The organism is Leucobacter massiliensis (genome assembly GCF_002982315.1).
Classification (GTDB): Bacteria; Actinomycetota; Actinomycetes; order Actinomycetales; family Microbacteriaceae; genus Leucobacter; species Leucobacter massiliensis.
Map to the genome: position 1 here is coordinate 580,595 of NZ_MWZD01000017.1, position 21,259 is coordinate 601,853.

Consider the following 21,259-nt stretch of genomic DNA (forward strand, 5'->3'; position numbering starts at 1 on the left):
CAAGAACCATAACATATGGGTTTATAGGTTAATGCGCCGCTTGCGTCACTCCGGCGTTACGATTCGGTCACGGCGGGTTCCCGGGCTTCTCCCGCTCACCCGTGCCAGACTCGACGAGCAGGCAGGGAACGGAGGCGCTGGTGGGCACGATCGCTGAGCACTCGGCGCCGAGTCGCCTGCGCACCGCCGCCTTCGCCCCGATCGGGGAGGAGGGGCGCACCGAGCAGGTCGCGTCGCGCATCGTGCAGGCCATCTCGGCCGGCGCCTTCATCGAGGGGGAGCGGCTGCCCAGCGAGACCGAGCTCTCGGCGCTGCTCGGGGTCGCCGTGGTGACGGTGCGCGAGGCGCTCGGCGCGCTGCGCCACCGCGGGCTCATCGAGACCCGTCGCGGCCGCAACGGCGGCAGCTTCGTCTCCACCTCCCGCGGCTCAGTCGAGGAGGTCAACGCGCGGGCGCTCATGGGGATGCCGCGCGTCGCGCTCGCCGACCTCGGCGTCCACTACGAGGTGATCGCGAGCGCCTGCGCGGAGTACGCCTGCAAGCGCGCGACGTCCGATGAGCTCTCGGTGGTCCTCGGGCTCATCGGCGAGGCGCGCGAGCTGCCCCCCGAGGCCTGGCGGCGGCGGATCACCGAGGTGCAGCTCGAACTGGCGGCCCTCAGCCAGTCCGTGCGCCTGACCAACGAGCACGTCCAGGTGCAGACCGAGTTCACCCCGCTGCTCGCGCTCCAGGATCCCGACCGTGAGGCGCGCATGGCGACGCACGATGCGCTGCTCGCGCAGACGGAGGCGACCCGGGCGGGGGACGTCCCTGCGGCCCGGGCGGCGGTGCGCGAGAGCATCCGTGCCTCGGTGCGCTGGCTGGTGCGGTTCCGGGGGGAGCTGCTCGCCGATCCTCGCGAGCCCGCGATCCGTGCCACACTTGATGCACGCGGGGCGGCCGATCGGGGCCGCGCCGCTCTCGAGGAGGAGTGAGCCACGTGGGTGCCCGGACCGTGCAGGAGCTCGACGAGGCGGTAGAGCTGGTCGACGAGTTCTTCGACGGCGTGTTCGCGCCCCTGGACGCCTGGCTGCCCGCCCTCATCGACGCACTGCGCTCGCACACCCGCGACGGCAGGCTGACGGGCTCCCAGCTCGCCGATCTCGTGCGCGGCGACGCCCACCGCATCCTCGACGCCGCCGACCGCCCCGTGTACGGCGCGGGGTACTGCGCAAGCGAGCTGGTGGTCTCGGAGGGCAACCCGCTCGCCTGGTGGCAGGGGCCGGATCGCAGCCTGCTCGCCTCCTCGACCTTCGGCCCGGGCCAGGCTGCGATCGACCTGGTGCGGCTCGAGTGGTATCGCGTCCCTCAGACCACGGGCGAGCGGCACGTCGCGGGGCCGTTCGTGGACTACCTCTGCTCGAACGAGATCACCATCACCTCCTCCGTTCCGGTGATCCACGAGGACCGGTTCCTCGGCGTCATCTGCGCCGATGTGCTCGTCGCCTCGCTCGAGAACGCCCTGCTCCCGAGCCTCAGCCGCGGCACCGCCGTGACGCTGATCAATGCGAACGGGCGGGTGGTGATCTCCAGCGACCCCGACGTCGAGACCGGCGACCGCCTCGCCGCGGCCACCGCCGCGGGCACGGCCGTGAGCTCGGAACGCTACCCCTTCACCCTGCTCGGCGCCTGAGCCCTCAGAGCAGGTGCCCGCCCCCGGTCACCCGCATCCGCGAGACGAGGTTCTTGACGTCCTGGGCGCGGCTCTTCGAGGTGACGAGGAGCACATCGGCGGTGTCGACCACCACCACGTCCTCGACGCCGACGAGCGCCACGAGCCGGTCGCTCTCCGAGACGACGATCCCGCTCGACGCGTCAGACAGCACCTGCGCCCCGTCGCCGAGCACCGCGAGGTCGCTGCCGCGCCCCCGCGTCAGCAGATTCGCGACCGAGGCGAAATCGCCCACGTCGTCCCAGTCGAAGTGCGCCGCGACGCACACCATCTTCCCGGCCGCCGCGGCCGGCTCGGCGACCGTGTAGTCGATCGCGATCTTCGGCAGCGTGGACCACAGCCGCTCCCGCACCTCCGCGCCCCGTTCCGTGTCCCACGCCGCCGCGATCTCGCGCAGCGCCGCGACGAGAGCGGGCTCGGCGAGCGCCATCTGCTCCAGCAGCACCCCCGCGCGCGCGATGAACATGCCGGCGTTCCAGAGATAGCCGCCGTGCGCGAGATACCCGGCCGCCTGATCCGCGTCCGGCTTCTCCACGAACTCCGTCACCTCGTAGACGTCGAAGGGCGCGAGGTCGCCGCGCGCCCGGCCGCAGGCGATGTAGCCGAAACCGGTCGCCGGGTGCGAGGGGTGGATGCCGATCGTCGCGATGTAGCCCTGGTCCGCCGCCTGCACCGCGGTGGTGACCGCGCGCTGGAAGAGCACTTCGCCACGGATCACGTGATCCGCCGCGAAGGACCCCAGGATGGCGTCGGGATCGCGGCGCTCCAGCAGCGCGGCCGCGAGGCCGATCGCGGCGGAGGAGTCCTTCGGCTCGCTCTCGGTGATGAGGTTGTCGAGCAGCAGCTCGGGCAGCTGGGCGACGACGGAGTCGCGATGGGAGACGCCGGTGACGACCATCACCCGCTCCGCGGGCGCGACCGGCGCGAGGCGATCCCAGGTGGCCCGCAGCAGGGAGTCGCCCGAGCCGGTCAGGTCGAGCAGGAACTTCGGCGCGTTCGCCCGCGAGAGGGGCCAGAGGCGCGAGCCGACGCCGCCGGCCGGGATCACGCAGGTGAAGCGCTCGAGGGCGGGGGAGGGCTGCGACTCGCTCATGGCTACGAGTGTATCCAGCGTGCGCTGTGCGACCCCCACGGGCCGATGCCAGCGGCGTCTTCATCGGATGATCCGCGCTCGTGCGGGGGCCGATGCCGGTGCCGGGGCCCCTCCTGAAAGGTGCCATAATGGAACACGGCGAAAACTCAGCCGTGCCCGCGCGAGGCGCGTGTCCTGGCTGAGACGCGATGTCGGCCGGCGAGCGATGCTCGCCGAAGCAGGACCAAGGAGGAAGCCCGTGTCAGCCCAAACGGCAGAGGTCGCACCCGCGGCGAAGCAGAGGAGCCGCCCGGCGGGGACGCTCTATCGCGGCAACGAGGGCATGTGGTCGTGGGTGCTGCACCGCATCACCGGCGTGGCCATCTTCTTCTTCCTGCTCGTGCACGTCCTCGACACGGCGCTCGTGCGTGTCAGCCCCGAGGCGTACAACGCGGTCATGAGCGTCTACAAGACGCCCATCATGGGCCTGGGTGAGGCCGCCCTCGTCGGTGCGATCGTCTTCCACGCCTACAACGGCATCCGCATCATCCTGGTCGACTACTGGAACAAGGGCGCGCGCTACCAGCGGGCGATGTTCTGGATCGTGATCGCGGCGTGGGTCATCACCATGGCCGGCTTCCTGCCGCGCCACCTGATGAACGTGTTCGGGCACTGAGCGAGGGAACGCAGACATGGCTATGACGATTGACACCCCGCGCTCGCAGGCGGCGGCGAAGAAGAGCACCAACTGGGAGAAGTGGGGCTGGATCTACATGCGCGTCTCGGGCGTGCTGCTCCTGGTGCTCGTCTTCGGGCACCTGGCCTCGAATCTGCTGCTCACCGAGGGCGGCGTCCACGCGATCAACTTCGGCTTCGTCGCCGGGAAGCTCGCGAGCCCCTTCTGGCAGATCTGGGACACGCTGCTGCTCTGGCTCGCGCTCATCCACGGCGCCAACGGCATGCGCACCATCGTGAACGACTATGTCGAGCGCCCCGTCCTCGCGAAGACGTTCAAGACGCTGCTGTTCCTCTCGGCCGCGCTCCTGATCCTGCTCGGCACCTTCGTGATCTACACCCTCGATCCGTGCCCCGCCGGCGCCGACCCTTCGCTCGTCGCCTCCTTCTGCACGGGCTCGTAAGCGGCGAGCCGGGCGCAGCGCAGACTTTCAGAACCGAAGAATAGGACTCCCGTGACCACAGATACCCACCAGGGCGAGGAAGTGACCGTCAAGGACGGCGTCGTCTACCACCAGTTCGACGTCGTGATCGTCGGCGCCGGCGGGGCCGGCATGCGGGCGGCCATCGAGGCGGCCCCGAAGGCGAAGACGGCGGTCATCACGAAGCTCTACCCGACCCGCTCGCACACGGGCGCCGCGCAGGGCGGCATGGCCGCGGCGCTGGCGAACGTCGAGGAGGACAACTGGGAGTGGCACACCTTCGACACCGTCAAGGGCGGTGACTACCTCGTCGACCAGGACGCGGCGGAGATCCTCGCCCGCGAGGCCATCGACGCGGTCATCGACCTCGAGAACATGGGCCTGCCCTTCAACCGCACCCCCGAGGGCAAGATCGACCAGCGCCGCTTCGGCGGCCACACCCGCGATCACGGCAAGGCGGCCGTGCGCCGTGCCTGCTACGCCGCGGACCGCACGGGCCACATGATCCTGCAGACGCTGTTCCAGAACTGCGTGAAGCTCGGCGTCAACTTCTTCAACGAGTTCTACGTGCTCGATCTCGTGATGACGGAGGTCGACGGCCAGAAGCGCCCCTCCGGCGTGGTCGCCTACGAGCTCGCGACGGGCGATCTGCACGTCTTCCAGGCCAAGTCGATCGTGTTCGCGACCGGCGGCTTCGGCAAGATCTTCAAGACCACCTCGAACGCGCACACCCTCACGGGCGACGGCGTCGGGATCGTCTGGCGCAAGGGCCTGCCGCTGGAGGACATGGAGTTCTACCAGTTCCACCCGACGGGCCTCGCCGGCCTGGGCATCCTCCTCACGGAGGGCGCGCGCGGTGAGGGCGCGATCCTCCGCAACGCGAGCGGCGAGCGCTTCATGGAGCGCTACGCCCCCACCATCAAGGACCTCGCGCCGCGCGACATCGTGGCGCGATCGATGGTGCAGGAGGTCCTCGACGGCCGCGGCGCCGGCCCCCACAAGGACTACGTCTACCTCGACTGCACGCACCTGGGCGCCGAGGTGCTCGAGACGAAGCTCCCCGACATCACCGAGTTCGCCCGCACCTACCTGGGCGTCGACCCCGTGACGGAGCCCGTGCCCGTGTTCCCCACCGCGCACTACGCCATGGGCGGCATCCCCACGAACAACGACGCCGAGGTGCTCAGCGACAACACCACCGTCGTGCCCGGCCTCTACGCGGCCGGCGAGTGCGCCTGCGTGTCGGTGCACGGCTCCAACCGTCTCGGCACGAACTCGCTGCTCGACATCAACGTCTTCGGCAAGCGCAGCGGCAACAACGCCGCCGACTACGCCAATCGTGCCGACTTCGTGCCGCTCCCCGAGGATCCCGCGCGCGAGGTGCGCGAGATGGTCGAGGGCTTCCGCAACGGCGGGGGCACCGAGCGCATCGCGGATCTGCGCCGGGAGCTGCAGGAGGCCATGGACCGCGGCGCCCAGGTGTTCCGCACCGAGGAGTCGCTCACCGAGGTGCTGCGCGTGATCCACGATCTTCGCGTGCGCTACCTGAACGTGGGCGTGCAGGATCGCGGCAAGCGCTACAACACCGACCTGCTCGAGGCGATCGAGCTCGGCTTCCTGCTCGACCTCGCGGAGGTGCTCGCCTACACGGCCCGCAACCGCAAGGAGAGCCGCGGCGGGCACATGCGCGACGACTACCCGCACCGCGACGACGAGAACTACATGCAGCACACCATGGCGTACCTCTCGGGCGACCCGCACTCGCCCGACCCCGAGGACCACATCCGCCTGGACTGGAAGCCCGTGGTCGTCACCCGGAACGAGCAGGGCGAGTTGCGATACCCGCCGCTGGAGAGGAAGTACTAGGTCATGAGCACCGCCACCGCTGAGGCCGCGACGACTGACGCACCGGAGGCTCCCAAGCCGTTCACGGTCACGCTGCTCGTGCGCCGCTACAACCCCGAGTCTGGCCGCGAGGCCTACTGGGAGGACTTCGACGTCGAGATGTACCCGACGGATCGCATCCTCGATGCCCTGCATCGCATCAAGTGGGATCAGGACGGATCGCTCGCGTTCCGGCGCTCCTGCGCGCACGGCATCTGCGGTTCCGACGCCATGCGCATCAACGGCCGCAACCGTCTCGCCTGCAAGACGCTCATCAAGGACCTCGACATATCGAAGCCGATCTACGTCGAGGCGATCAAGGGGCTGCCCCTGGAGAAGGACCTGATCGTCGACATGGAGCCGTTCTTCGCGGCCTACCGCGAGGTGCAGCCGTTCCTCGTGTCGAGCTCGCACCCGGAGCCCGGCAAGGAGCGCATCCAGTCGATCGACGATCGCGAGCGCTTCGACGACACCACGAAGTGCATCCTGTGCGCGGCATGCACCACCTCCTGCCCGGTCTTCTGGACGGATGGCCAGTACTTCGGCCCGGCGGCCATCGTCAACGCGCACCGCTTCATCTTCGACTCGCGCGACGACAACGCGCAGGTGCGTCTCGACATCCTCAACGACACCGAGGGCGTGTGGCGCTGCCGTACGACCTTCAACTGCACCGACGCCTGCCCGCGCGGCATCCAGGTGACGAAGGCCATCGCCGAGGTGAAGGCCGCGATCCGCAGCGGCAAGACCTCCTGAGCGGCCGGCGGGTCACCGCAGGCGCCCGCCCGAGCACATGACGACGCCCCGAGACGCCTCGCCCCCCGATGGGAGGGGCGCGTCCGGGGCGTCGTCGTCTTCGGGCTTCGCGGCGGTGTGGAGCCGGTTGCGGGACCGCGCCCTGCGCAGCCGCCCGTGGCGCACCTTCTCCCACTTCATCGACGTGGGCGGGAATGTGCTGTCCGGGGGGATGAGCTATCAGGCGCTCTTCGCGGTGTTCGCGGGGCTCTGGATCGGGTTCGGCGTCTTCGGGATCGTGCTGCGTGGCAGGCCCGAACTGCTCGACACCCTCGTCGAGCAGATCAACACCTTCGTGCCCGGCCTGCTCGGGACGAACGGGGACGAAGGGGCGGTGCAGCTCGGCACGCTGCTGGAGGCCCGCGCGCTCGACTGGACGAGCGTCGTGGCCGGCGCGGTGCTGCTGTGGGTGGCGCTGAACTGGTTCACCGGCACGCGCCGGTCGATCCGGATCATCTTCGGCCTCGACGTGAAGCAGTACCGCAATCCGGTGCTGCTGAAGCTGCGCGACCTCCTGCTCGCCATCGGCTTCTTCTCCGCCCTGCTCGTCTCGGCCGGCCTCACGGTGCTGAGCTCGAAGCTGAGCGACCAGTTCTTCGCCTGGGCGGGCGCCGACCCGGGCCACTGGTTCTTCGGCGGTCTCGGCGCGACCGTGCGCTACGGTGCGCTGCTCGTGTTCGATGTGGTCGTGCTCATCGCCATGCACCGCCTGCTGGCGGAGGTGCGGGTGCCTGTCTGGCGTCTGGTGCGCGGCTGCCTGCTGGGCGGCACCGTGATGCTGGCGCTGAAGATGCTCGGCGGCACGCTGCTCGGGGGCGCGTCGAGCAATCCGCTGCTGGCCACCTTCACCGTGTTCGTGGGCTTGCTGGTGTGGTTCAACCTGATCTGCCGCACCCTGCTGCTCACCTCGGCGTGGATCGCCACCGGCCTGGACCGCAGCCTCGGCCTCCCCGACACGAGCGCTGGGCCCGCCCAGAGGGCCGGCTAGGGTTTCCCGGCTGCGCGGGCGGCGGGATCCGTCTCAGCCGTGCCAGCGAGCGCTGCGCAGGCGTGCGGGATCGCCTCGGCGACGTCGAGGGCGGTGACGGGCCGTCCGGCGGTGGTTCCCTCCGCTGCGGAGCCGTCTTCCGGGCAACCGGACGCGCGGCGCGCGGCGGCGTCGTGCAGCAGCGCGGCGGTGGCGCCGATGGGGGCGAGGAGCTCGGGGTCCTCGCGCACGGCGTCCGCGTGCGCGGCGAGCAGGGCGCCGAGGATCCCGGCGAGCACGTCACCGGTTCCCGCCGTCGCGAGCCAGGGCGTGGCCGGGCCGCAGGCGAGGAGCGTGCCGCCGGGCGAGGCGAGCAGGGTGCGGGACCCCTTGAGCAGCACCGTGGCGCCGATGCGGGCGGCGAGCCGGAGCGCCGCCTCGGCCCGCGCCGTCTCGGCTTCCGCCTCGCGCGCTGAACCGGGTTCGGCGGCCGGAGCGTCGCGGCCGGGCCAGGCCTCGGGCAGCGGGGAGCCGAACGTCGTGTCCCACATCCGCGCGAACTCTCCCGCGTGGGGTGTCACGATCGCGGGGCCGCGGAGCGCGCCGCCGGCGCCGAGGCTCCCGTCCCTCGCGGCGTCCGCGCCCCGCTCAGCGCCGGGGGCGACGAGGTCGAGCGCGCCGGCGTCGACCACGATGGGCGACCCGCTGCCCAGCAGTTCGACGAGCGCCGCGCGCTCGGCCTCGCCCCGCTCGGCCGGGTCGGTGCCGGAGCCGATCACCCACGCCGCGCAGCCGTCCGTGCCCGCGCCGATGACGGTCTCCGGCCGTGCGGCGAGCACGGCGGCCGCGGGCGAGGGCAGGCCGTGCGGGGGCAGCCGCTCCTCCCGCGGCGGCGCGTAGCGCAGCAGGCCAACCCCGGTGCGCCAGGCCGCGGTCACCCCCAGCACGGCCGCGCCCGGATAGCGCGCCGACCCGGTCCGCATGCCGAGAACGCCGCGGCGGTACTTGTCGTCACGGGGGCCCGGCACGCGCAGCCAGCCGCGCGCCCGCTCGGAGGACCACGTCACCGGGACGCCGCTCATGCGCCCCGCTGCAGCCCGTCGAGGGTCTCCCGCACGGCCGCTTCGAGCCGCCCGAGCGCCGTCTCGGCGAGGGCGCGGCGCTCAGCGGCGGATCCCCGGTCACTGAAGGTGTCGAGGTAGACCTTCAGCTTCGGCTCCGTGCCGCTCGGCCGGATCATCACGCGCGAGCCATCGGTGAGGTCGTAGCGCAGCACGTCCGCCGGCACCTCGGCTGCGCCGGGCACGAGCAGGTCGAGCGCGCGGGCGACCGGGGCGCCGCCCAGGCTCCGCGGGGCGCGGGATCGCATCCGGGCGGAGAGCGCCGATGCCGCTGCCATCGAGTCGAGCCGGATCGTGATCTGCGAGCTGGCGAAGTGCCCGAAGCGGGCGCTCGCCTCCTCGAGCCGATCCCACACGGTGCGGCCCTCCGCGGCCAGCTCGCGCACCATGGCGATCGCGTCGGCCGCGGCGGAGATGCCGTCCTTGTCGCGCACGATGTCGGGGTGCGTGAGGTATCCCAGGGCTTCCTCGAAGCCGAAGACGAGCCCGGGGACCCGCGAGACCCACTTGAAGCCCGAGAGGGTCTCGGCGTAGCCGAGGCCGTAGGCGGCGGCGACGGCGCGCAGGGCGGGGGAGGAGACGATCGTGCAGGCGAGCGTGCCGCGGGCGGGCCGGTCGAGGAACTCGGCGGTGGCGGCGGCGCGCTCGGCGGCCCGCCAGCCGAGCAGCAGTCCGAGCTCGTTGCCGCTCAGCCGCCGGAAGCCCGAGGGTTCGTCGGGGTGGGGCGCCGCGATCGCGAGCCGGTCGGCGTCTGGGTCGTGGGCGACCACGAGGTCGGCGCGGACGCCCCGCGCGGTGTGCAGGGCGAGGTCGAGTGCGCCGGGCTCCTCCGGGTTGGGGAAGGCCACCGTGGGGAAGGAGCCGTCGGGGCGGTCCTGCTGGGGGACGGGGACGACGCGCGGCAGCAGGCAGGCGCGGAAGACGCGGCGCGCGAGCCGGGCGCCGACCCCGTGGAGCGCCGTGTACACGACGGTGAGGGGCGTGTCGTGACCGGCGACCACGCCGGGCTTCCCCGGGAGCTGCGGGAGGCCGGCGATCACGGCAGCTGCGGTCTCGGCGACGTAGGCGTTCGCGACACCGGGCCCGAGCACGGTGTAGGCGAGCGAGCGGGGGATGCGGGTGAGGGGGATCGCGGTCGCCTCGTCGATGAGGGCCGCGATCTCGCCGTCGGCCGGGGGGATGATCTGCGATCCGGCGTCGTCGTCGCCGAGATAGACCTTGTAGCCGTTGTCGCGGGGCGGGTTGTGGCTGGCGGTGATCATGACGCCCGCCGAGACCCCCAGGTGCCGCACGGCGAAGGCGGTGAGCGGGGTGGGCCCCGGCTCCGGCAGCAGGAAGACCCGGATCCCCGCGCCGGCCATGACCTCTGCGGTGTCCCTCGCGAACACCCGGGAGTTCACGCGGCCGTCGTAGCCGATCACGATGGACGGCGGATCGTCGCGGCCGTCCCGGCCGGCCCGCTGCAGCAGGTAGGCGGCGAAACCTGCGCTCGTCTGCGTGACGACGACCCGGTTCATGCGCCGTGGCCCCGGGCCGAGACGGCCGCGCAGGCCGGCGGTGCCGAAGGCGAGGCGCCCCTCGAAGGCGTCGGCGAGCTCCTCGGCGGCGCGGGCGTTCCCCGAGCGCGCCGCGGTGAGGAGATGCCGGGCCTCGGAGACGGTCTCCACGTCGACGTCCTGCGCGATCCAGGCCTCGACGGCCTCGAAGAGGCGCGTCCGGTCCGCGGGCTTCGGGTCCGGTTCGCCCGCGGGCGAAGTTCCACTCGCGGGCAGTGTCATCCCCGCTCCTCCCTTCATCGGCTCGCGCCGCTGTCTTCTCAAGCTACCACCCGCCGGGCTGGTTCCCGGGCTGGGGGCGCTAGGCTGCTGCCATCTCGTGCGAGCGGTCTCGCGACCGGCTCGCCACTCCGAAACGTCGAGAGGAATCCCATGTGCGCTCCCGTCCGCTGCGCCAGCTGCAAGAAGATGACCTGGGAGGGCTGCGGCATGCACGTCGAGGAGGCGCTCGCCGGCGTGCCCGCCGAGCAGCGCTGCAGCTGCGCCCGCTGATCCGAGCCGGGGCTTCGTTGCACTCGCGTGCTCAGCGCGCGAGATCGGAAGCGAGTTCCTGACGCGGGAAGCGAGCGCTCCGTCGGCTCGGGAGAGGCAGAGTTCAGGCGCCGCCGGTGCCGGGGGCGCTCGCGGGCGTCGCGGTGTCGCTCGGTTCCAGCTCCCCGCATCCGATTGCGGCCTGCACCGCGAGCCAGCACTCGGCGGTGTCCTCGATGGACGAGAGGTCGCGGTCGATGATCTTCTCGATCCTGGAGACGCGCGCAATGAGGGTCTGCCGGTGCACGAAGAGCCGCTCGGCGGCCCGCACCCAGCTGCGGTTCTCCTCCAGGAAGACCCGCAGCGTCTGCGTCAGCGAGGTGCCGCGCTGCTCGTCGTAGGTGCGCAGCGGGCCGAGCACTTGGCGCGCGATGCCGCGGAGCTGCTCCGGGTCGCCGGGTAGGAAGAGCGATGCGGCGGTGTTCTCCTCGAAACGGAGCACCCGGCCCGTCTGGTGGTTGCGGATCAGCGCGCTGCGGGCCTGGCGCAGAGCCGTCTGCAGGTCTTCGAGGCGGCTGAAGCCCGCGCTGACGCCGATGCGTCCCACGGCGTCGGTCAGTGACTCGAGCGCCTCGTCGACGCGCTGACCGGCCTCGCTCAGGATGAGGAGCTGACGGTCCCGGATCGTGGCGAGCACCGGGACGGCGCGTTCCGAGAAGCCCGCGTGCACCGCGTCGAGGGCCGTGCGTGCGTCACCGGCATCCGCCACGGCGAGGGCATACGGGGGCTCCACCTCGTAGCTCGCGACGAGGCGCGCGGCGGGATCCGAGGGCATCGCGCCCCCGCACAGCTCGGAGAGCAGCAGCGACCCGTGCAGCTGCTCGGCCTGCGCCAGGCGGCGCACCCGCTCGTCCAGTCCGGCCTCGGCGACCGCCTGGGCGAGGGTCACGAAGGGCACCTCGTGGGCGGTCTGCAGCACCGGGAAGCCGATCGCCGCCGCATACCCGAGCACCTGGGGTGAGAACGGATGCTCGATCGTCTCGGAGTCGATCGCGAGCGCGGCGATCTCGGCGCCGTGCAGGCCCGCGAGGTAGGCGCGCTGCGCTTCCGGGCTGGCAGGCACCCCGATGCCGGTCGTCATGACGAGGGCTCCGCGTCCCAGCCAGAGCCACGGCTCGGGGAGCTCGCACACGTGCGCCCAGGCGATGGGGCGATCCTCGCCCACCCCCGGGGTGAGCGAGCTGGTGCGCAGCTCCGGGAGCTCGAGGAGCGAGCCGACGGTGAGCGTCATGTGCCCTGCGCGGCCCGGCGGATCCGGCTCACGACGGGACCCCTGAGGCGATGGCCGTCGCGGCCCGATATCCGGAGGCGACGGCGCCCGACAGGGATTGCGCGAGCCCGGTGTGCTCGCCGGCGATCGCCACCCTGCCGGCGGGGCGCTCGAAGGCGCGCGCGTCATCCGCCCCCCAATCGAGTCCGGCGGCGGAGTAGGCGCCGCGACTCCACAGCTCGTCCCGCCAGTCGGTGAGCAGCACTTCGCCGTCGAACTCCAGCTCGGGCCGCATGTGCGAGAGCGCCGCGGTCCATCCGGCCGGGCCATCGGCGACGCGGAGCGCGTCGAGGGCGAAGGGCCCGCCCGCGAAGGAGGAGAGCGCGTTGATGCGGTGCTCGCCGTCGATCGACATGGACCTCCAGGACCACCACGTGTGCTCGGGATGCTGCAGCGCGACGTCGTCGTCGACGCGGCTGAGCGGCACGCCGAGTTTCGCGGCAACGCCCATGAAACGGTGGTCGAGGGCGCGCTGCTGTGCCTCGGGCAACGCGAAGCCGAGCTCCATCTCCCGCAGCAGCGGCAGCGGCACGGCGAGGACCGCGGCGTCGGCGTCGATCCTGGACCCGTCCGCCAGGATCGCCTGCACGCCGCCAGCCGACTGGTCGAGCGCCGCGACGGGGTGCTCGAGCCGCACCCCTTCGGGAAGGCGGTGCGCCAGCTCGATGGAGAGCGCCTGATTGCCGCCGACGAACCGGCCGCCATCCTCCACGTATCCGTCCACGGTCGAGGACTCGTGCAGCAGCACCGCCTCGGCGCTGACGCGGGCGGGATCCGCCGCCGCCGAGGTCGTGGTGCGCCGGTAGACGGGGTCCAGGCGGTACCCCGCCCCGAGCGCTTCGGCGAAGGCCCGCTCCAGTGAGACGCGGGTCTCGCCGTCGGCGATCATCTCCGCGAGCGTGGCGCGCACCCGCTCCGAGGTGGCGCTGAGCTCCGCGAAGGAGATCACCCGGCCGTTCACGGTGCGGCGGCCGTAGCGGACGCCGTGCGACATGATCGGCACGCCGAGCTCGGCGGCGAGCCGGCGGATCGCATGCTCGGTGGGGAAGACGTACTCGCCGCCGCGCTCGGTCACCTCGCCGTTGCCGAGACGCTGCGACCAGGTCCGGCCGCCGACCCGGTCGCGCGCCTCGAGCACGGTGCAGCGATGGCCGGCCTTGCTCAGCTCCCAGGCGGAGGTGAGACCCGCCAGCCCCGCCCCGACGACGACGATGTCCATGCGCGTTCCTCCTCGAACTGCTTGCGAACCCCGTCCCATCGTAAAGATCGACGGGCTCCAGGAAGGTGTTCGCCGCCGATTACTTATGTTCGTACCACCGGCGGCTCGTCGCACATACGAAGCTATGAAAGATGGGGATTGCGGTAACGAAGGCGTAACGGGAGCCCGCTGCGGTAGGAGACTCGCTGTTAGCTTCGGTGGAACCCGCCGCTCGGCCGGGCCCGTTCGAGCACCGATCGCTCGGCGCGACCCGGCGGCGGGCATCATGCTCGCGGGCATCCGGCTGCGAGCGAGTATCGACGATCACGATGAGGTGAGAGAGAACATGTCCACTGTGAATCACGGCAGATCCCGTCGGGGGTCCGCGCTTCTCGCGGGAGCGGCGGCACTGATGCTGACGCTCGCCGGCTGCAGCGGAGGCGGCGACGACGAGCCGCAGCCGGAACGCGAACTCGGCACTCCGGTCGCCGGTGAGGTGAAGGCGGGTGCCCTCGACGGCGTCACCCTGACCTTTGCCGGATCGGGCGGCGTCTTCCAGGACGGCCAGACCGAGGCGCTGTGGGATCCCTTCGCGGAGGCGTCCGGCGCGACCTTCAACCAGGACGCCTTCGACGCGGGCAAGCTGAAGGCGATGGTCGACAGCGGCAACGTGAGCTGGGACATCGTCAACACCACCCAGTTCGACACGGCGCGCGGCTGCGGGACCCTCTACGAGGAGTACGACTACTCGCAGATCGACACCTCGAAGATCCCCGAGGGCACGATCACCGACAAGTGCATGGTGCCGCAGATCCTCTACGGCCTCGTGGTCGTCTACAACACCGACAAGTTCGGCGGCGATCCGCCCACCAGCGCGGCCGACTTCTTCGACACCGAGAAGTACCCCGGTAAGCGGACCGTCAGCCAGTCGACCTACGTCGATCCCCAGACCGTTGAGTTCGCGCTCACGGCGCAGGGCAAGGACGTGCAGGACATCTCCGCCGGCGACATCGAGGGCGCCTTCGACATGTACCGCGATCTCGGCGACGACGTGATCGGGTGGACGACCGGGGCTCAGGCGCAGCAGCAGCTGGAATCGGGAGAGGCGGTCATGGGCCTCGTCTGGTCGGGACGCGGCTACGGGGCCGCGGCGGCGGGCGCCCCGGTCGCCCCCATGTGGGACGAGTGGATGATCATGGTCGACTCGAACGGCATCCCCAAGGGCGTGAAGGACAAGCAGGCCGCCTTCGCCGCCGTGAACTACTCGATCGGCGCCGAGCAGCAGGCCAGGATGACCGAGCTGACCTCCTACGGCGGGGTCAACGTCGACGCGAAGCCCGAGATGGACGAGCTGCTCACCGAGTGGATGACCACCGAGCACCTCGACACGGGCATCTCGCCCAATGTCGACTTCTGGGTCGAGAACTACGACGCGCTCGCCGCCGCGTGGGCCGGCTGGGCGACGGGCAACTGAGGCGCATGACCGAGAGCACCGTCACCGAGGCCGTCGCCGTGCAGAGCGGCGTCCTCGGTGCGGGCGTCCGAGGGTCGCGGCGGCGGGGGCCGGGGAACTGGCGCCCCCTCCTGCTGCTGATCCCGGCGTTCGTGATCGTCACCCTGTTCTTCCTCGCCCCGCTGATCGACGTGTTCATCCGCTCGGTCACGGATCCGCAGCCCGGCGCGCAGAACTACGTCTGGCTCTTCACCACGGAAGCCAATCTGAACGTCGTGCTGCGCACCTTCGGCACGGCGATCCTCGTGACGGTGGTGTGCCTGCTGCTCGCGTATCCGTACGCATACCTGATGACGGTCGTGTCGGATCGGACCCGGAACCTGATGCAGCTGTTCATCATGATGCCGCTGTGGACGTCCATCCTGGTGCGCACGCTGGCCTGGATGGTGCTGCTGCAGGACACCGGGCCGATCAACGGCCTGCTGGCGGCCTGGTTCGGGATCGGCCCGATCCCGCTGATCCGCACGACCTTCGGGGTGGCGCTCGGCATGAGCCAGGTGCTGCTGCCGTTCATGGTGCTGCCGCTGTACTCGTCGATGGCGAAGATCGACAAGCGCCTGCTGCCGGCGGCCTCGAATCTGGGTGCGAATCCGGTGACCGCGTTCTTCACGGTGTACCTCCCGCTGTCCCGGCCGGGGATATTCTCCGGAGGGGTGACGGTGTTCATCCTGGGCCTCGGCTTCTACATCATCCCGGCGCTGCTCGGCTCCTCGAAGGAGATCATGATCTCGGCCCTCATCCAGCAGCAGATCAGCGTCTTCCTGATGTGGGGCCAGGGAACCGCCCTCGGCGTCTTCCTGCTGGCCTGCACGATCCTCATCCTGGTGCTCGTGTCGCGCTTCAACCGGAACGGCAGCCTGTTCCCGGGGGCGAACCGATGACGACGAAGCGCCTGCTCGGCGCCTTCTCGGTCCTGATCGTGCTGTGGCTGATCGTGCCGACCCTCGTGATCGTGCCGATGTCGTTCAACGAGGCGTCCTCCTTCAACTTCCCGCCGAAGGGGTTCTCGACCCGCTGGTACGAGAACTTCGTGACGGATGCGAGCTGGCTGCGGGCGCTGTTCTCCTCGCTGCAGGTCGCGCTGCTCACGATGCTCGTCGCGACCACGGTCGGAGTGCTCGCCGCGCTGGGCCTCTCGAAGCTGCGTTTTCGCGGCAAGGGGATGCTGGAGGGATACTTCCTCCTGCCGCTGATCGTCCCGGGCATCGTGCTCGCCGTCGGCCTGTACTCGCTGTTCCTGCGCATGGACCTGCTCGGCACGCTGCCGGGATTCGTGCTGGCGCACACGATCGTGTCCATGCCGCTGGTGATCACGAACGTGATGGCGTCGCTGCAGGGGCTCGATCCGCGGCTCGAACAGGCCTCCGCCACGCTCGGCGCCGGACGCATGCGCACCTTCTTCAGCATCACCCTGCCGCTGATCGCGCCGGGGGTCACGGCGGGCGCCCTGTTCGCCTTCGTCACCTCCTTCGACGAGGTGATCCTGTCCCTGTTCATCCAGTCCCCGTCCCTGCAGACGCTGCCCGTGAAGATCTTCAACAGCGTCACCCAGACCAACGACCCCACGGTGGCGGCGGTCGCGGTCATCACGATGCTCACCTCCGTGATCGTGATGCTCATCGCCCAGTCGGCCACGCGGAAGAGAAAGCGACCGATAGCGTGAACGCTATGACCCACGACGACATCCCGGTCCCCGCCGGGCACGAGCAGGAGCTGCGCGCGGACGGCCTGAACACGCACGCGATCCACACGATCGGCGAGGCGGGCATCAGCCTGCAGGGCGTCACGAAGCGGTACGGCGAGAAGGCCGTGGGCGACGGGATCGACCTGGTGATCGAGCCGGGAGAGGTCATGACCTTCCTCGGGCCGTCCGGCTCGGGCAAGACGACCACGCTGAACATGATCGCGGGGTTCACGCAGGTCTCCGAGGGGCAGCTGCACATCTACGGCAAGCCGGTGGCGAAGCTCCCGCCGCACAAGCGCGACATCGGGATGGTCTTCCAGAACTACGCGCTGTTCCCGCACAAGACGGTCGCCGAGAACATCGCCTACCCGCTGCAGCGCCGCAAGCTGAGCAAGGCGCAGCAGCGGGAGCGAGTCGCCCAGGCCCTCGGCATGGTGCGCATGAGCGAGTACGGGGAGCGCTACCCCTCGGAGCTCTCGGGCGGGCAGCAGCAGCGCGTGGCGCTCGCCCGCGCGCTCGTGTACCAGCCGCGGGTGCTGCTCATGGACGAGCCGCTCGGCGCGCTCGACAAGAAGCTCCGCGAGTGGCTGCAGGGCGAGATCAAGCGCATCCACCGCGAGGTCGGCTCGACCTTCGTGTACGTCACGCACGATCAGGAGGAGGCGCTGTCGATGTCGGACCGGATCGCGGTCTTCAACAACGGCAGGATCGAGCAGCTCGGCACGGCGGAAGACCTGTACGAGGCCCCGCAGACGCTGTTCGTGGGGCGCTTCCTCGGCGAGTCGACGGTGCTCCTCGGCAAGGGCTCGGCGCACGGCGAGCGGCAGACCGTCATCGAGCTCGCCGGACACCGCATCGTCGCCGACGGCCAGAGTGCGCACGAGGATCTCGCGATCCTCATCCGGCCCGAGAACCTCAGGCTGGAGGCGGCCGGGACCGCTCCCCGGAGCGAGCAGAACGCGATCCCCGTGACCATCACCGACGTCACCTACCTGGGCGCCTCCCGGCGGTACACGGTCGAGCTGCCCGACGGCACCGAGGGCGCGGTGCGGGCGGGCCAGGACGCTCGCATCCACAACCGCGGCGACCGGGTCACGATGATGTGGGACGTCTCCTCCGGGGTGCTGCTCGTGGACACCGGGGAGGCCGGCGAGTCGACGACCTGAGCGGGCGGCGCCGTCCCGGGGCGGCGAGCGATGCGCTCCCGCCCCGGGACGCGGCGCCGGACGGAGGGCCGGGCACCGGCGCGCTCCGGCGGCGATCCGGTGCTGGGCGCCGCCGGGCTACTCGGCCAGGTCGACGTGCCGGGTCTCGGGGGTGAGGATCAGCGAGACCAGGGTGAGCACTGCGGCGCCCGTCAGGTACAGGCCGACGTAGACGGGGCTGCCGTCGGCGAGCCCCCACAGCCACACGGCGACGATGGGCGCGAGCGCCGCCCCCAGGATCGAGGACACGTTGTAGGCGATTGCCGAGCCGGTGTAGCGCACGTGCGTGGGGAACATCTCGGGCAGGAACGCGCCCATCGGCCCGAAGGTCAGGCCCATCAGGGTGAAGCCGAGCGCGAGGAAGAACATCACGGCCGCGGTGGTGCCGCCGAGCAGCGGCACGAAGGTGAAGCCGAACAGCGCGATGGCGGCCGTCACCCAGATGAGCGTGCGGCGGCGGCCGAAGCGGTCGGCGAGCGGGCCGGACACCAGCGTGAAGACCCCGAAGAACACCACCCCGAAGACGAGCATGAGGATGAACTCGTTGTAGCTGTAGCCCAAGCCCGGCACGTAGCTCGCCGGGTCGAAGTCCGCGCCCGTCGCGGCGGCGGCGCGCTCGGCGGCGGCGAGGCCGGGGCGGGTGCCGAAGGTGAGCGTGTACGAGGTCATCAGGTAGAAGAGCACGTAGGTGGCGAGCATCGCGAAGGTGCCGAGGATGAGGGCACGCCAGTGGTGCTTGACGGCCTCGGCGAGGGGGAGGCGCTTCACGGTGCCGCGTTCCTTCGCCTGTTCGAAGACGCTCGACTCCACGAGCTTGAGGCGCACCCACAGGCCGATGATCACCATGACGGCGGAGAACAGGAACGGCACGCGCCAGCCCCAGCTCAGGAAGGCCTCGGAGGCCACGCCGGGCGCGCCCGGGTCGGCGAGGGCGTTGTTGATCGCGAAGAACAGCATGTTCGCGATGATGAAGCCGAGCGGGGCGCCGAGCTGCGGGAAGGTGCCGTACCAGGCGCGCTTGCCCTCGGGGGCGTTCTCGGTCGCCACGAGCGCGGCCCCCGACCACTCGCCGCCGATGGCGAAGCCCTGGGCGAGACGCAGCACGGTGAGCAGCACGGCCGCCCACACGCCGATGTTCTCGTGCGTGGGCAGCAGGCCGATGAGGAAGGTCGCGATCCCCATCGTGAGCAGCGAGGCCACGAGCGTCGTCTTGCGGCCGAGCCGGTCGCCGAGGTGCCCGAAGAACACCGCGCCGACGGGTCGCGCGAGCATCGCGGCGCCGAAGGTCGCGAAGGAGGCGATGAGCGCGGTGGTCTCGTTGCCGGTCGGGAAGAACAGGATCGGGAAGACGAGCACGGCGGCGGTCGCGTAGACGTAGAAGTCGTAGAACTCGATCGTGGTGCCGATGAGGCTCGCGGTGATGACCCGGGAGCGGGAGTTGCGCGGGGCGGCGCCGCGGAGGGCAGGCGGGGCGGATGTGGCAGACAAGTCGGTGCAGCTTTCCATCGTGGTGGAGCGCTGGCCACGATCGAGGGTGGGATGTCGATGGCTCAGCGCCATTGACAGGGCGGCTCCCTTGTGAGGCTCCGTCATCCAGTGTAGGCGGGCGCCGGGGCGGTCTCGGGCGGTCTCGCCGTGGTGGACGCGGAACTTTCTTGGATGCGGTCTTGCGCAGCGAGCGGAGCCACTGTACGGTGGTGTGCAGTTCACTGAACATCGTGTTCAGTGAACCGGTGAGCGGTGTGTAGTTTCGCGAGGAGGCGGCATGGGACACGAAGAATCGCCCCGCGATCCGGAGAACGCCGAGCTCGGCCGCCGCGTCGCCGCTTTCCGCGAGCTGAGCGGCATGAGCCTGCGCGCGCTCGCCGCCGCGGCCGGCGTCAGTTCCAGCTTCCTCAGCCAGCTGGAGAACGGCCACACGAACGCCAGTGTGGCCTCGCTCCGGAAGATCGCGAGTGCCCTCGGCGTGAGCCCCGCGCAGCTGCTCGACTCTCGCGCCGCCCAGACCCGCGGGGTGCTCCGGGCGAAGGACCGCCCGAGCCTGCCGCTCGAGGGCGCCGAGAAGTACGTCGTCTCGCTCCCGCCGCTGCGGAACCTGGAGGTCTACGCCGGGGTGTTCCAGCCCGGCAGCAGCACGGGCGCAGAGCCCTACGTGCACGGGCACAGCCAGGAGGTCTTCATCGTCACCTCCGGGACCATCGTGCTCGAGCTCGGCGAAGAGCGGTACACCATGCACAAGGACGACTCGATCGAGTTCCTCAGCTCGGTGCCACACCGCGTCGTCAACGAGAGCGCGGCGGCGGCGGAGGTCATCTGGATCTGCAGCCCGCCCACCGTGGAGGAGGAGAGCGTGGACAGCCGCGCCCACCAGACCACCCCGAACTGACGCTCCGGCTCTCGGCGCCGCGAGCGCCCGGAGCCCGGGCGCCGAGTCCTCGACCCCCCGTTACATCGTCAAAGGAGAAGATGCACATGAAGACACGGACGACGCGAAGCGCACTCTCCGCGGCGCTCGCCGCCGCGGCGACGGGCGTGCTCATCGTCGGCTGCAGCGCGGCCGGCCCCGCCGAGATCGACCTGGGCGACGGACCGGCCCAGGCCGGGACGGTCAAGGAGGGTGCGCTCGACGGAGTGCCCCTGACCTTCGTCTCCTGGGGTGGCTCGTTCCAGGAGGGGCAGATGGAAGCCATCGGCAAGCCCTTCGCAGAGGCCTCCGGCGCGAAGCTGCTCGAAGACGGTCCCACGGAGTACGCGAAGGTCAAGGCCCAGGTCGACAACAACTCCGTCACCTGGGACGTCGTGGACACCGACGTGATCTGGGCGCAGAAGCAGTGCGACGCCGAAGACGGCCTGCTCATGGACATCGACACCTCGATCGTCGACCTCTCGAAGGTCCCCGAGGGGCTCGCGGGCGACTGCTACGTGCCCGCGATGCAGTACGGCTACGTGTTCCTCTACAACGCCGACACCTACCCCGAGGGCCCCACCGGCTGGAAGGACTTCTTCGACACCGAGAAGTTCCCGGGGAAGCGCGCGATCGCCGGCTTCGAGGACGTGGGGCCCGGCGTCTACGAGGGTGCTCTCCTCGCCGACGGCGTCGCCGAGGACGAGCTCTACCCGCTCGACATGGATCGCGCCTACGACAAGATCGACACGATCCGCGACAGCCTGATCTTCTGGAAGACGGGCGCGGAGTCGACGCAGATGATCGAGTCCGGCGAGGCCGACATGGCGCTCGTCTGGTCGGGCCGCGGCTACGAGGCCGTGAAGAACGGCGCGAACTACCGGCCGGTCTGGAATCAGGCGCTCGTCATCCACGAGGCGCTCACGGTGCCCAAGAACGCGAAGAACCCCGACGCGGCCATGGCGTTCCTCAACTACTACCTCGGAGCGGAGCAGCAGGCCCGTCTGACCGAGCTCACCTCCTACTCGCCGGTCAACGTGGACGCGCAGCCGCAGCTCGACGAGCTCGGCACCCGCTTCCTCACCACCGATCCCGGGATCGCGGAGCAGATGGTGTCCACCGACTCGGCGTGGTGGGCGGAGAACTACGACTCCGAGCTCGAGCGCTGGATGAAGTGGCTCCAGGGATAGTCGA

Annotated in this window: 19 protein-coding genes; 13 read left to right on the forward strand and 6 right to left on the reverse strand. The window is 70.7% G+C overall.

Going from position 1 to position 21,259, the window contains the following annotated elements; genetic code table 11:
- The first annotated feature begins 140 nt into the window (after nucleotides 1-140).
- Nucleotides 141-974, forward strand: a complete 834-nt coding sequence (locus tag B4915_RS09535) for a FadR/GntR family transcriptional regulator (protein WP_245907425.1) — start codon at nucleotides 141-143, stop codon at nucleotides 972-974.
- Nucleotides 975-979: 5 nt separating this feature from the next.
- Nucleotides 980-1,672: a PDC sensor domain-containing protein gene (locus B4915_RS09540; protein WP_245907426.1), complete on the forward strand. Its 693-nt coding sequence runs from the start codon at nucleotides 980-982 to the stop codon at nucleotides 1,670-1,672.
- 4 nt (nucleotides 1,673-1,676) lie between these two features.
- On the opposite strand, the gene B4915_RS09545 is transcribed toward B4915_RS09540, so the two are convergent.
- On the reverse strand, nucleotides 1,677-2,804 hold the full coding sequence (locus tag B4915_RS09545; protein ID WP_105805544.1) for a mannose-1-phosphate guanylyltransferase: 1,128 nt from the start codon (nucleotides 2,802-2,804) through the stop codon (nucleotides 1,677-1,679).
- Nucleotides 2,805-3,042: 238 nt separating this feature from the next.
- Here B4915_RS09545 and sdhC point away from each other — a divergent pair, with 238 nt between their 5' ends.
- Genes sdhC through B4915_RS09570 form a run of 5 tightly spaced genes read left to right on the forward strand, consistent with a single transcriptional unit; the run spans nucleotide 3,043 to nucleotide 7,604 of the window.
- Nucleotides 3,043-3,459: a succinate dehydrogenase, cytochrome b556 subunit gene (sdhC, locus tag B4915_RS09550; protein ID WP_105805545.1), complete on the forward strand. Its 417-nt coding sequence runs from the start codon at nucleotides 3,043-3,045 to the stop codon at nucleotides 3,457-3,459.
- Between the two features lie 16 nt (nucleotides 3,460-3,475).
- Entirely contained in the window at nucleotides 3,476-3,922 is a 447-nt protein-coding gene (locus B4915_RS09555; protein WP_105805546.1) for a succinate dehydrogenase hydrophobic membrane anchor subunit, read from the forward strand.
- A 51-nt stretch (nucleotides 3,923-3,973) separates the two neighbouring features.
- Complete coding sequence (sdhA, locus tag B4915_RS09560) at nucleotides 3,974-5,806, forward strand: succinate dehydrogenase flavoprotein subunit (protein ID WP_105805547.1); 1,833 nt, start codon at nucleotides 3,974-3,976, stop codon at nucleotides 5,804-5,806.
- Nucleotides 5,807-5,809: 3 nt separating this feature from the next.
- A complete protein-coding gene (locus tag B4915_RS09565) occupies nucleotides 5,810-6,577 on the forward strand; it encodes a succinate dehydrogenase iron-sulfur subunit (RefSeq protein ID WP_105805548.1) in 768 nt (255 codons plus the stop codon).
- 37 nt (nucleotides 6,578-6,614) lie between these two features.
- Entirely contained in the window at nucleotides 6,615-7,604 is a 990-nt protein-coding gene (locus B4915_RS09570; protein WP_105805549.1) for a YihY/virulence factor BrkB family protein, read from the forward strand.
- Here B4915_RS09570 and B4915_RS09575 read toward each other — a convergent pair.
- From B4915_RS09575 to B4915_RS09590, 4 genes are all read right to left on the reverse strand, one after another.
- A complete protein-coding gene (locus tag B4915_RS09575; protein ID WP_105805550.1) occupies nucleotides 7,601-8,665 on the reverse strand; it encodes an ADP-dependent NAD(P)H-hydrate dehydratase in 1,065 nt (354 codons plus the stop codon). The genes B4915_RS09570 and B4915_RS09575 overlap by 4 nt on opposite strands.
- Nucleotides 8,662-10,482 carry a phospho-sugar mutase gene (locus B4915_RS09580; RefSeq protein ID WP_105805551.1) on the reverse strand — a complete coding sequence of 607 codons (1,821 nt, stop codon included), beginning with the start codon at nucleotides 10,480-10,482 and terminating at the stop codon, nucleotides 8,662-8,664. The genes B4915_RS09575 and B4915_RS09580 overlap by 4 nt, the downstream gene beginning before the upstream one ends.
- 373 nt (nucleotides 10,483-10,855) lie before the next feature.
- Nucleotides 10,856-12,022 (reverse strand): PucR family transcriptional regulator, encoded by a 1,167-nt coding sequence (locus B4915_RS09585; protein WP_105805552.1) that lies wholly within the window; start codon nucleotides 12,020-12,022, stop codon nucleotides 10,856-10,858.
- A 28-nt stretch (nucleotides 12,023-12,050) separates the two neighbouring features.
- A complete protein-coding gene (locus B4915_RS09590; protein WP_105805553.1) occupies nucleotides 12,051-13,280 on the reverse strand; it encodes a flavin monoamine oxidase family protein in 1,230 nt (409 codons plus the stop codon).
- 325 nt (nucleotides 13,281-13,605) lie between these two features.
- Here B4915_RS09590 and B4915_RS09595 point away from each other — a divergent pair, with 325 nt between their 5' ends.
- Genes B4915_RS09595 through B4915_RS09610 form a run of 4 tightly spaced genes read left to right on the forward strand, consistent with a single transcriptional unit; the run spans nucleotide 13,606 to nucleotide 17,622 of the window.
- A complete protein-coding gene (locus B4915_RS09595) occupies nucleotides 13,606-14,733 on the forward strand; it encodes an extracellular solute-binding protein (protein WP_105805816.1) in 1,128 nt (375 codons plus the stop codon).
- Nucleotides 14,734-14,738: 5 nt separating this feature from the next.
- Entirely contained in the window at nucleotides 14,739-15,653 is a 915-nt protein-coding gene (locus tag B4915_RS09600) for an ABC transporter permease (RefSeq protein ID WP_105805554.1), read from the forward strand.
- Nucleotides 15,650-16,435, forward strand: a complete 786-nt coding sequence (locus tag B4915_RS09605) for an ABC transporter permease (RefSeq protein ID WP_105805555.1) — start codon at nucleotides 15,650-15,652, stop codon at nucleotides 16,433-16,435. The genes B4915_RS09600 and B4915_RS09605 overlap by 4 nt, the downstream gene beginning before the upstream one ends.
- Nucleotides 16,436-16,440: 5 nt before the next feature.
- Nucleotides 16,441-17,622, forward strand: coding sequence for an ABC transporter ATP-binding protein (locus B4915_RS09610; protein WP_105805556.1), 1,182 nt, complete (start codon nucleotides 16,441-16,443; stop codon nucleotides 17,620-17,622).
- Between the two features lie 117 nt (nucleotides 17,623-17,739).
- Here B4915_RS09610 and B4915_RS09615 read toward each other — a convergent pair whose 3' ends face one another.
- On the reverse strand, nucleotides 17,740-19,167 hold the full coding sequence (locus B4915_RS09615) for an MFS transporter (RefSeq protein WP_105805817.1): 1,428 nt from the start codon (nucleotides 19,165-19,167) through the stop codon (nucleotides 17,740-17,742).
- A 259-nt stretch (nucleotides 19,168-19,426) separates the two neighbouring features.
- Here B4915_RS09615 and B4915_RS09620 point away from each other — a divergent pair, with 259 nt between their 5' ends.
- Both B4915_RS09620 and B4915_RS09625 read left to right on the forward strand, forming a co-directional pair.
- The gene (locus B4915_RS09620; RefSeq protein ID WP_105805557.1) at nucleotides 19,427-20,047 is read left to right on the forward strand and encodes a helix-turn-helix domain-containing protein; all 621 of its coding nucleotides are present in this window, start codon (nucleotides 19,427-19,429) and stop codon (nucleotides 20,045-20,047) included.
- A gap of 86 nt (nucleotides 20,048-20,133) precedes the next feature.
- Complete coding sequence (locus tag B4915_RS09625) at nucleotides 20,134-21,255, forward strand: ABC transporter substrate-binding protein (RefSeq protein ID WP_105805558.1); 1,122 nt, start codon at nucleotides 20,134-20,136, stop codon at nucleotides 21,253-21,255.
- Nucleotides 21,256-21,259: the final 4 nt, after the last annotated feature.

Bases quoted from the DNA above. Each gene is read 5' to 3' on its own strand.
- B4915_RS09545 (WP_105805544.1), bottom strand. From the start codon at position 2,804: ATGAGCGAGTCGCAGCCCTCCCCCGCCCTCGAGCGCTTCACCTGCGTG.
- B4915_RS09555 (WP_105805546.1), top strand. From the start codon at position 3,476: ATGGCTATGACGATTGACACCCCGCGCTCGCAGGCGGCGGCGAAGAAG.
- B4915_RS09565 (WP_105805548.1), top strand. From the start codon at position 5,810: ATGAGCACCGCCACCGCTGAGGCCGCGACGACTGACGCACCGGAGGCT.
- B4915_RS09570 (WP_105805549.1), top strand. From the start codon at position 6,615: ATGACGACGCCCCGAGACGCCTCGCCCCCCGATGGGAGGGGCGCGTCC.
- B4915_RS09575 (WP_105805550.1), bottom strand. From the start codon at position 8,665: ATGAGCGGCGTCCCGGTGACGTGGTCCTCCGAGCGGGCGCGCGGCTGG.
- B4915_RS09580 (WP_105805551.1), bottom strand. From the start codon at position 10,482: ATGACACTGCCCGCGAGTGGAACTTCGCCCGCGGGCGAACCGGACCCG.
- B4915_RS09585 (WP_105805552.1), bottom strand. From the start codon at position 12,022: ATGACGCTCACCGTCGGCTCGCTCCTCGAGCTCCCGGAGCTGCGCACC.
- B4915_RS09590 (WP_105805553.1), bottom strand. From the start codon at position 13,280: ATGGACATCGTCGTCGTCGGGGCGGGGCTGGCGGGTCTCACCTCCGCC.
- B4915_RS09595 (WP_105805816.1), top strand. From the start codon at position 13,606: ATGTCCACTGTGAATCACGGCAGATCCCGTCGGGGGTCCGCGCTTCTC.
- B4915_RS09600 (WP_105805554.1), top strand. From the start codon at position 14,739: ATGACCGAGAGCACCGTCACCGAGGCCGTCGCCGTGCAGAGCGGCGTC.
- B4915_RS09605 (WP_105805555.1), top strand. From the start codon at position 15,650: ATGACGACGAAGCGCCTGCTCGGCGCCTTCTCGGTCCTGATCGTGCTG.
- B4915_RS09610 (WP_105805556.1), top strand. From the start codon at position 16,441: ATGACCCACGACGACATCCCGGTCCCCGCCGGGCACGAGCAGGAGCTG.
- B4915_RS09615 (WP_105805817.1), bottom strand. From the start codon at position 19,167: ATGGAAAGCTGCACCGACTTGTCTGCCACATCCGCCCCGCCTGCCCTC.
- B4915_RS09620 (WP_105805557.1), top strand. From the start codon at position 19,427: ATGGGACACGAAGAATCGCCCCGCGATCCGGAGAACGCCGAGCTCGGC.
- B4915_RS09625 (WP_105805558.1), top strand. From the start codon at position 20,134: ATGAAGACACGGACGACGCGAAGCGCACTCTCCGCGGCGCTCGCCGCC.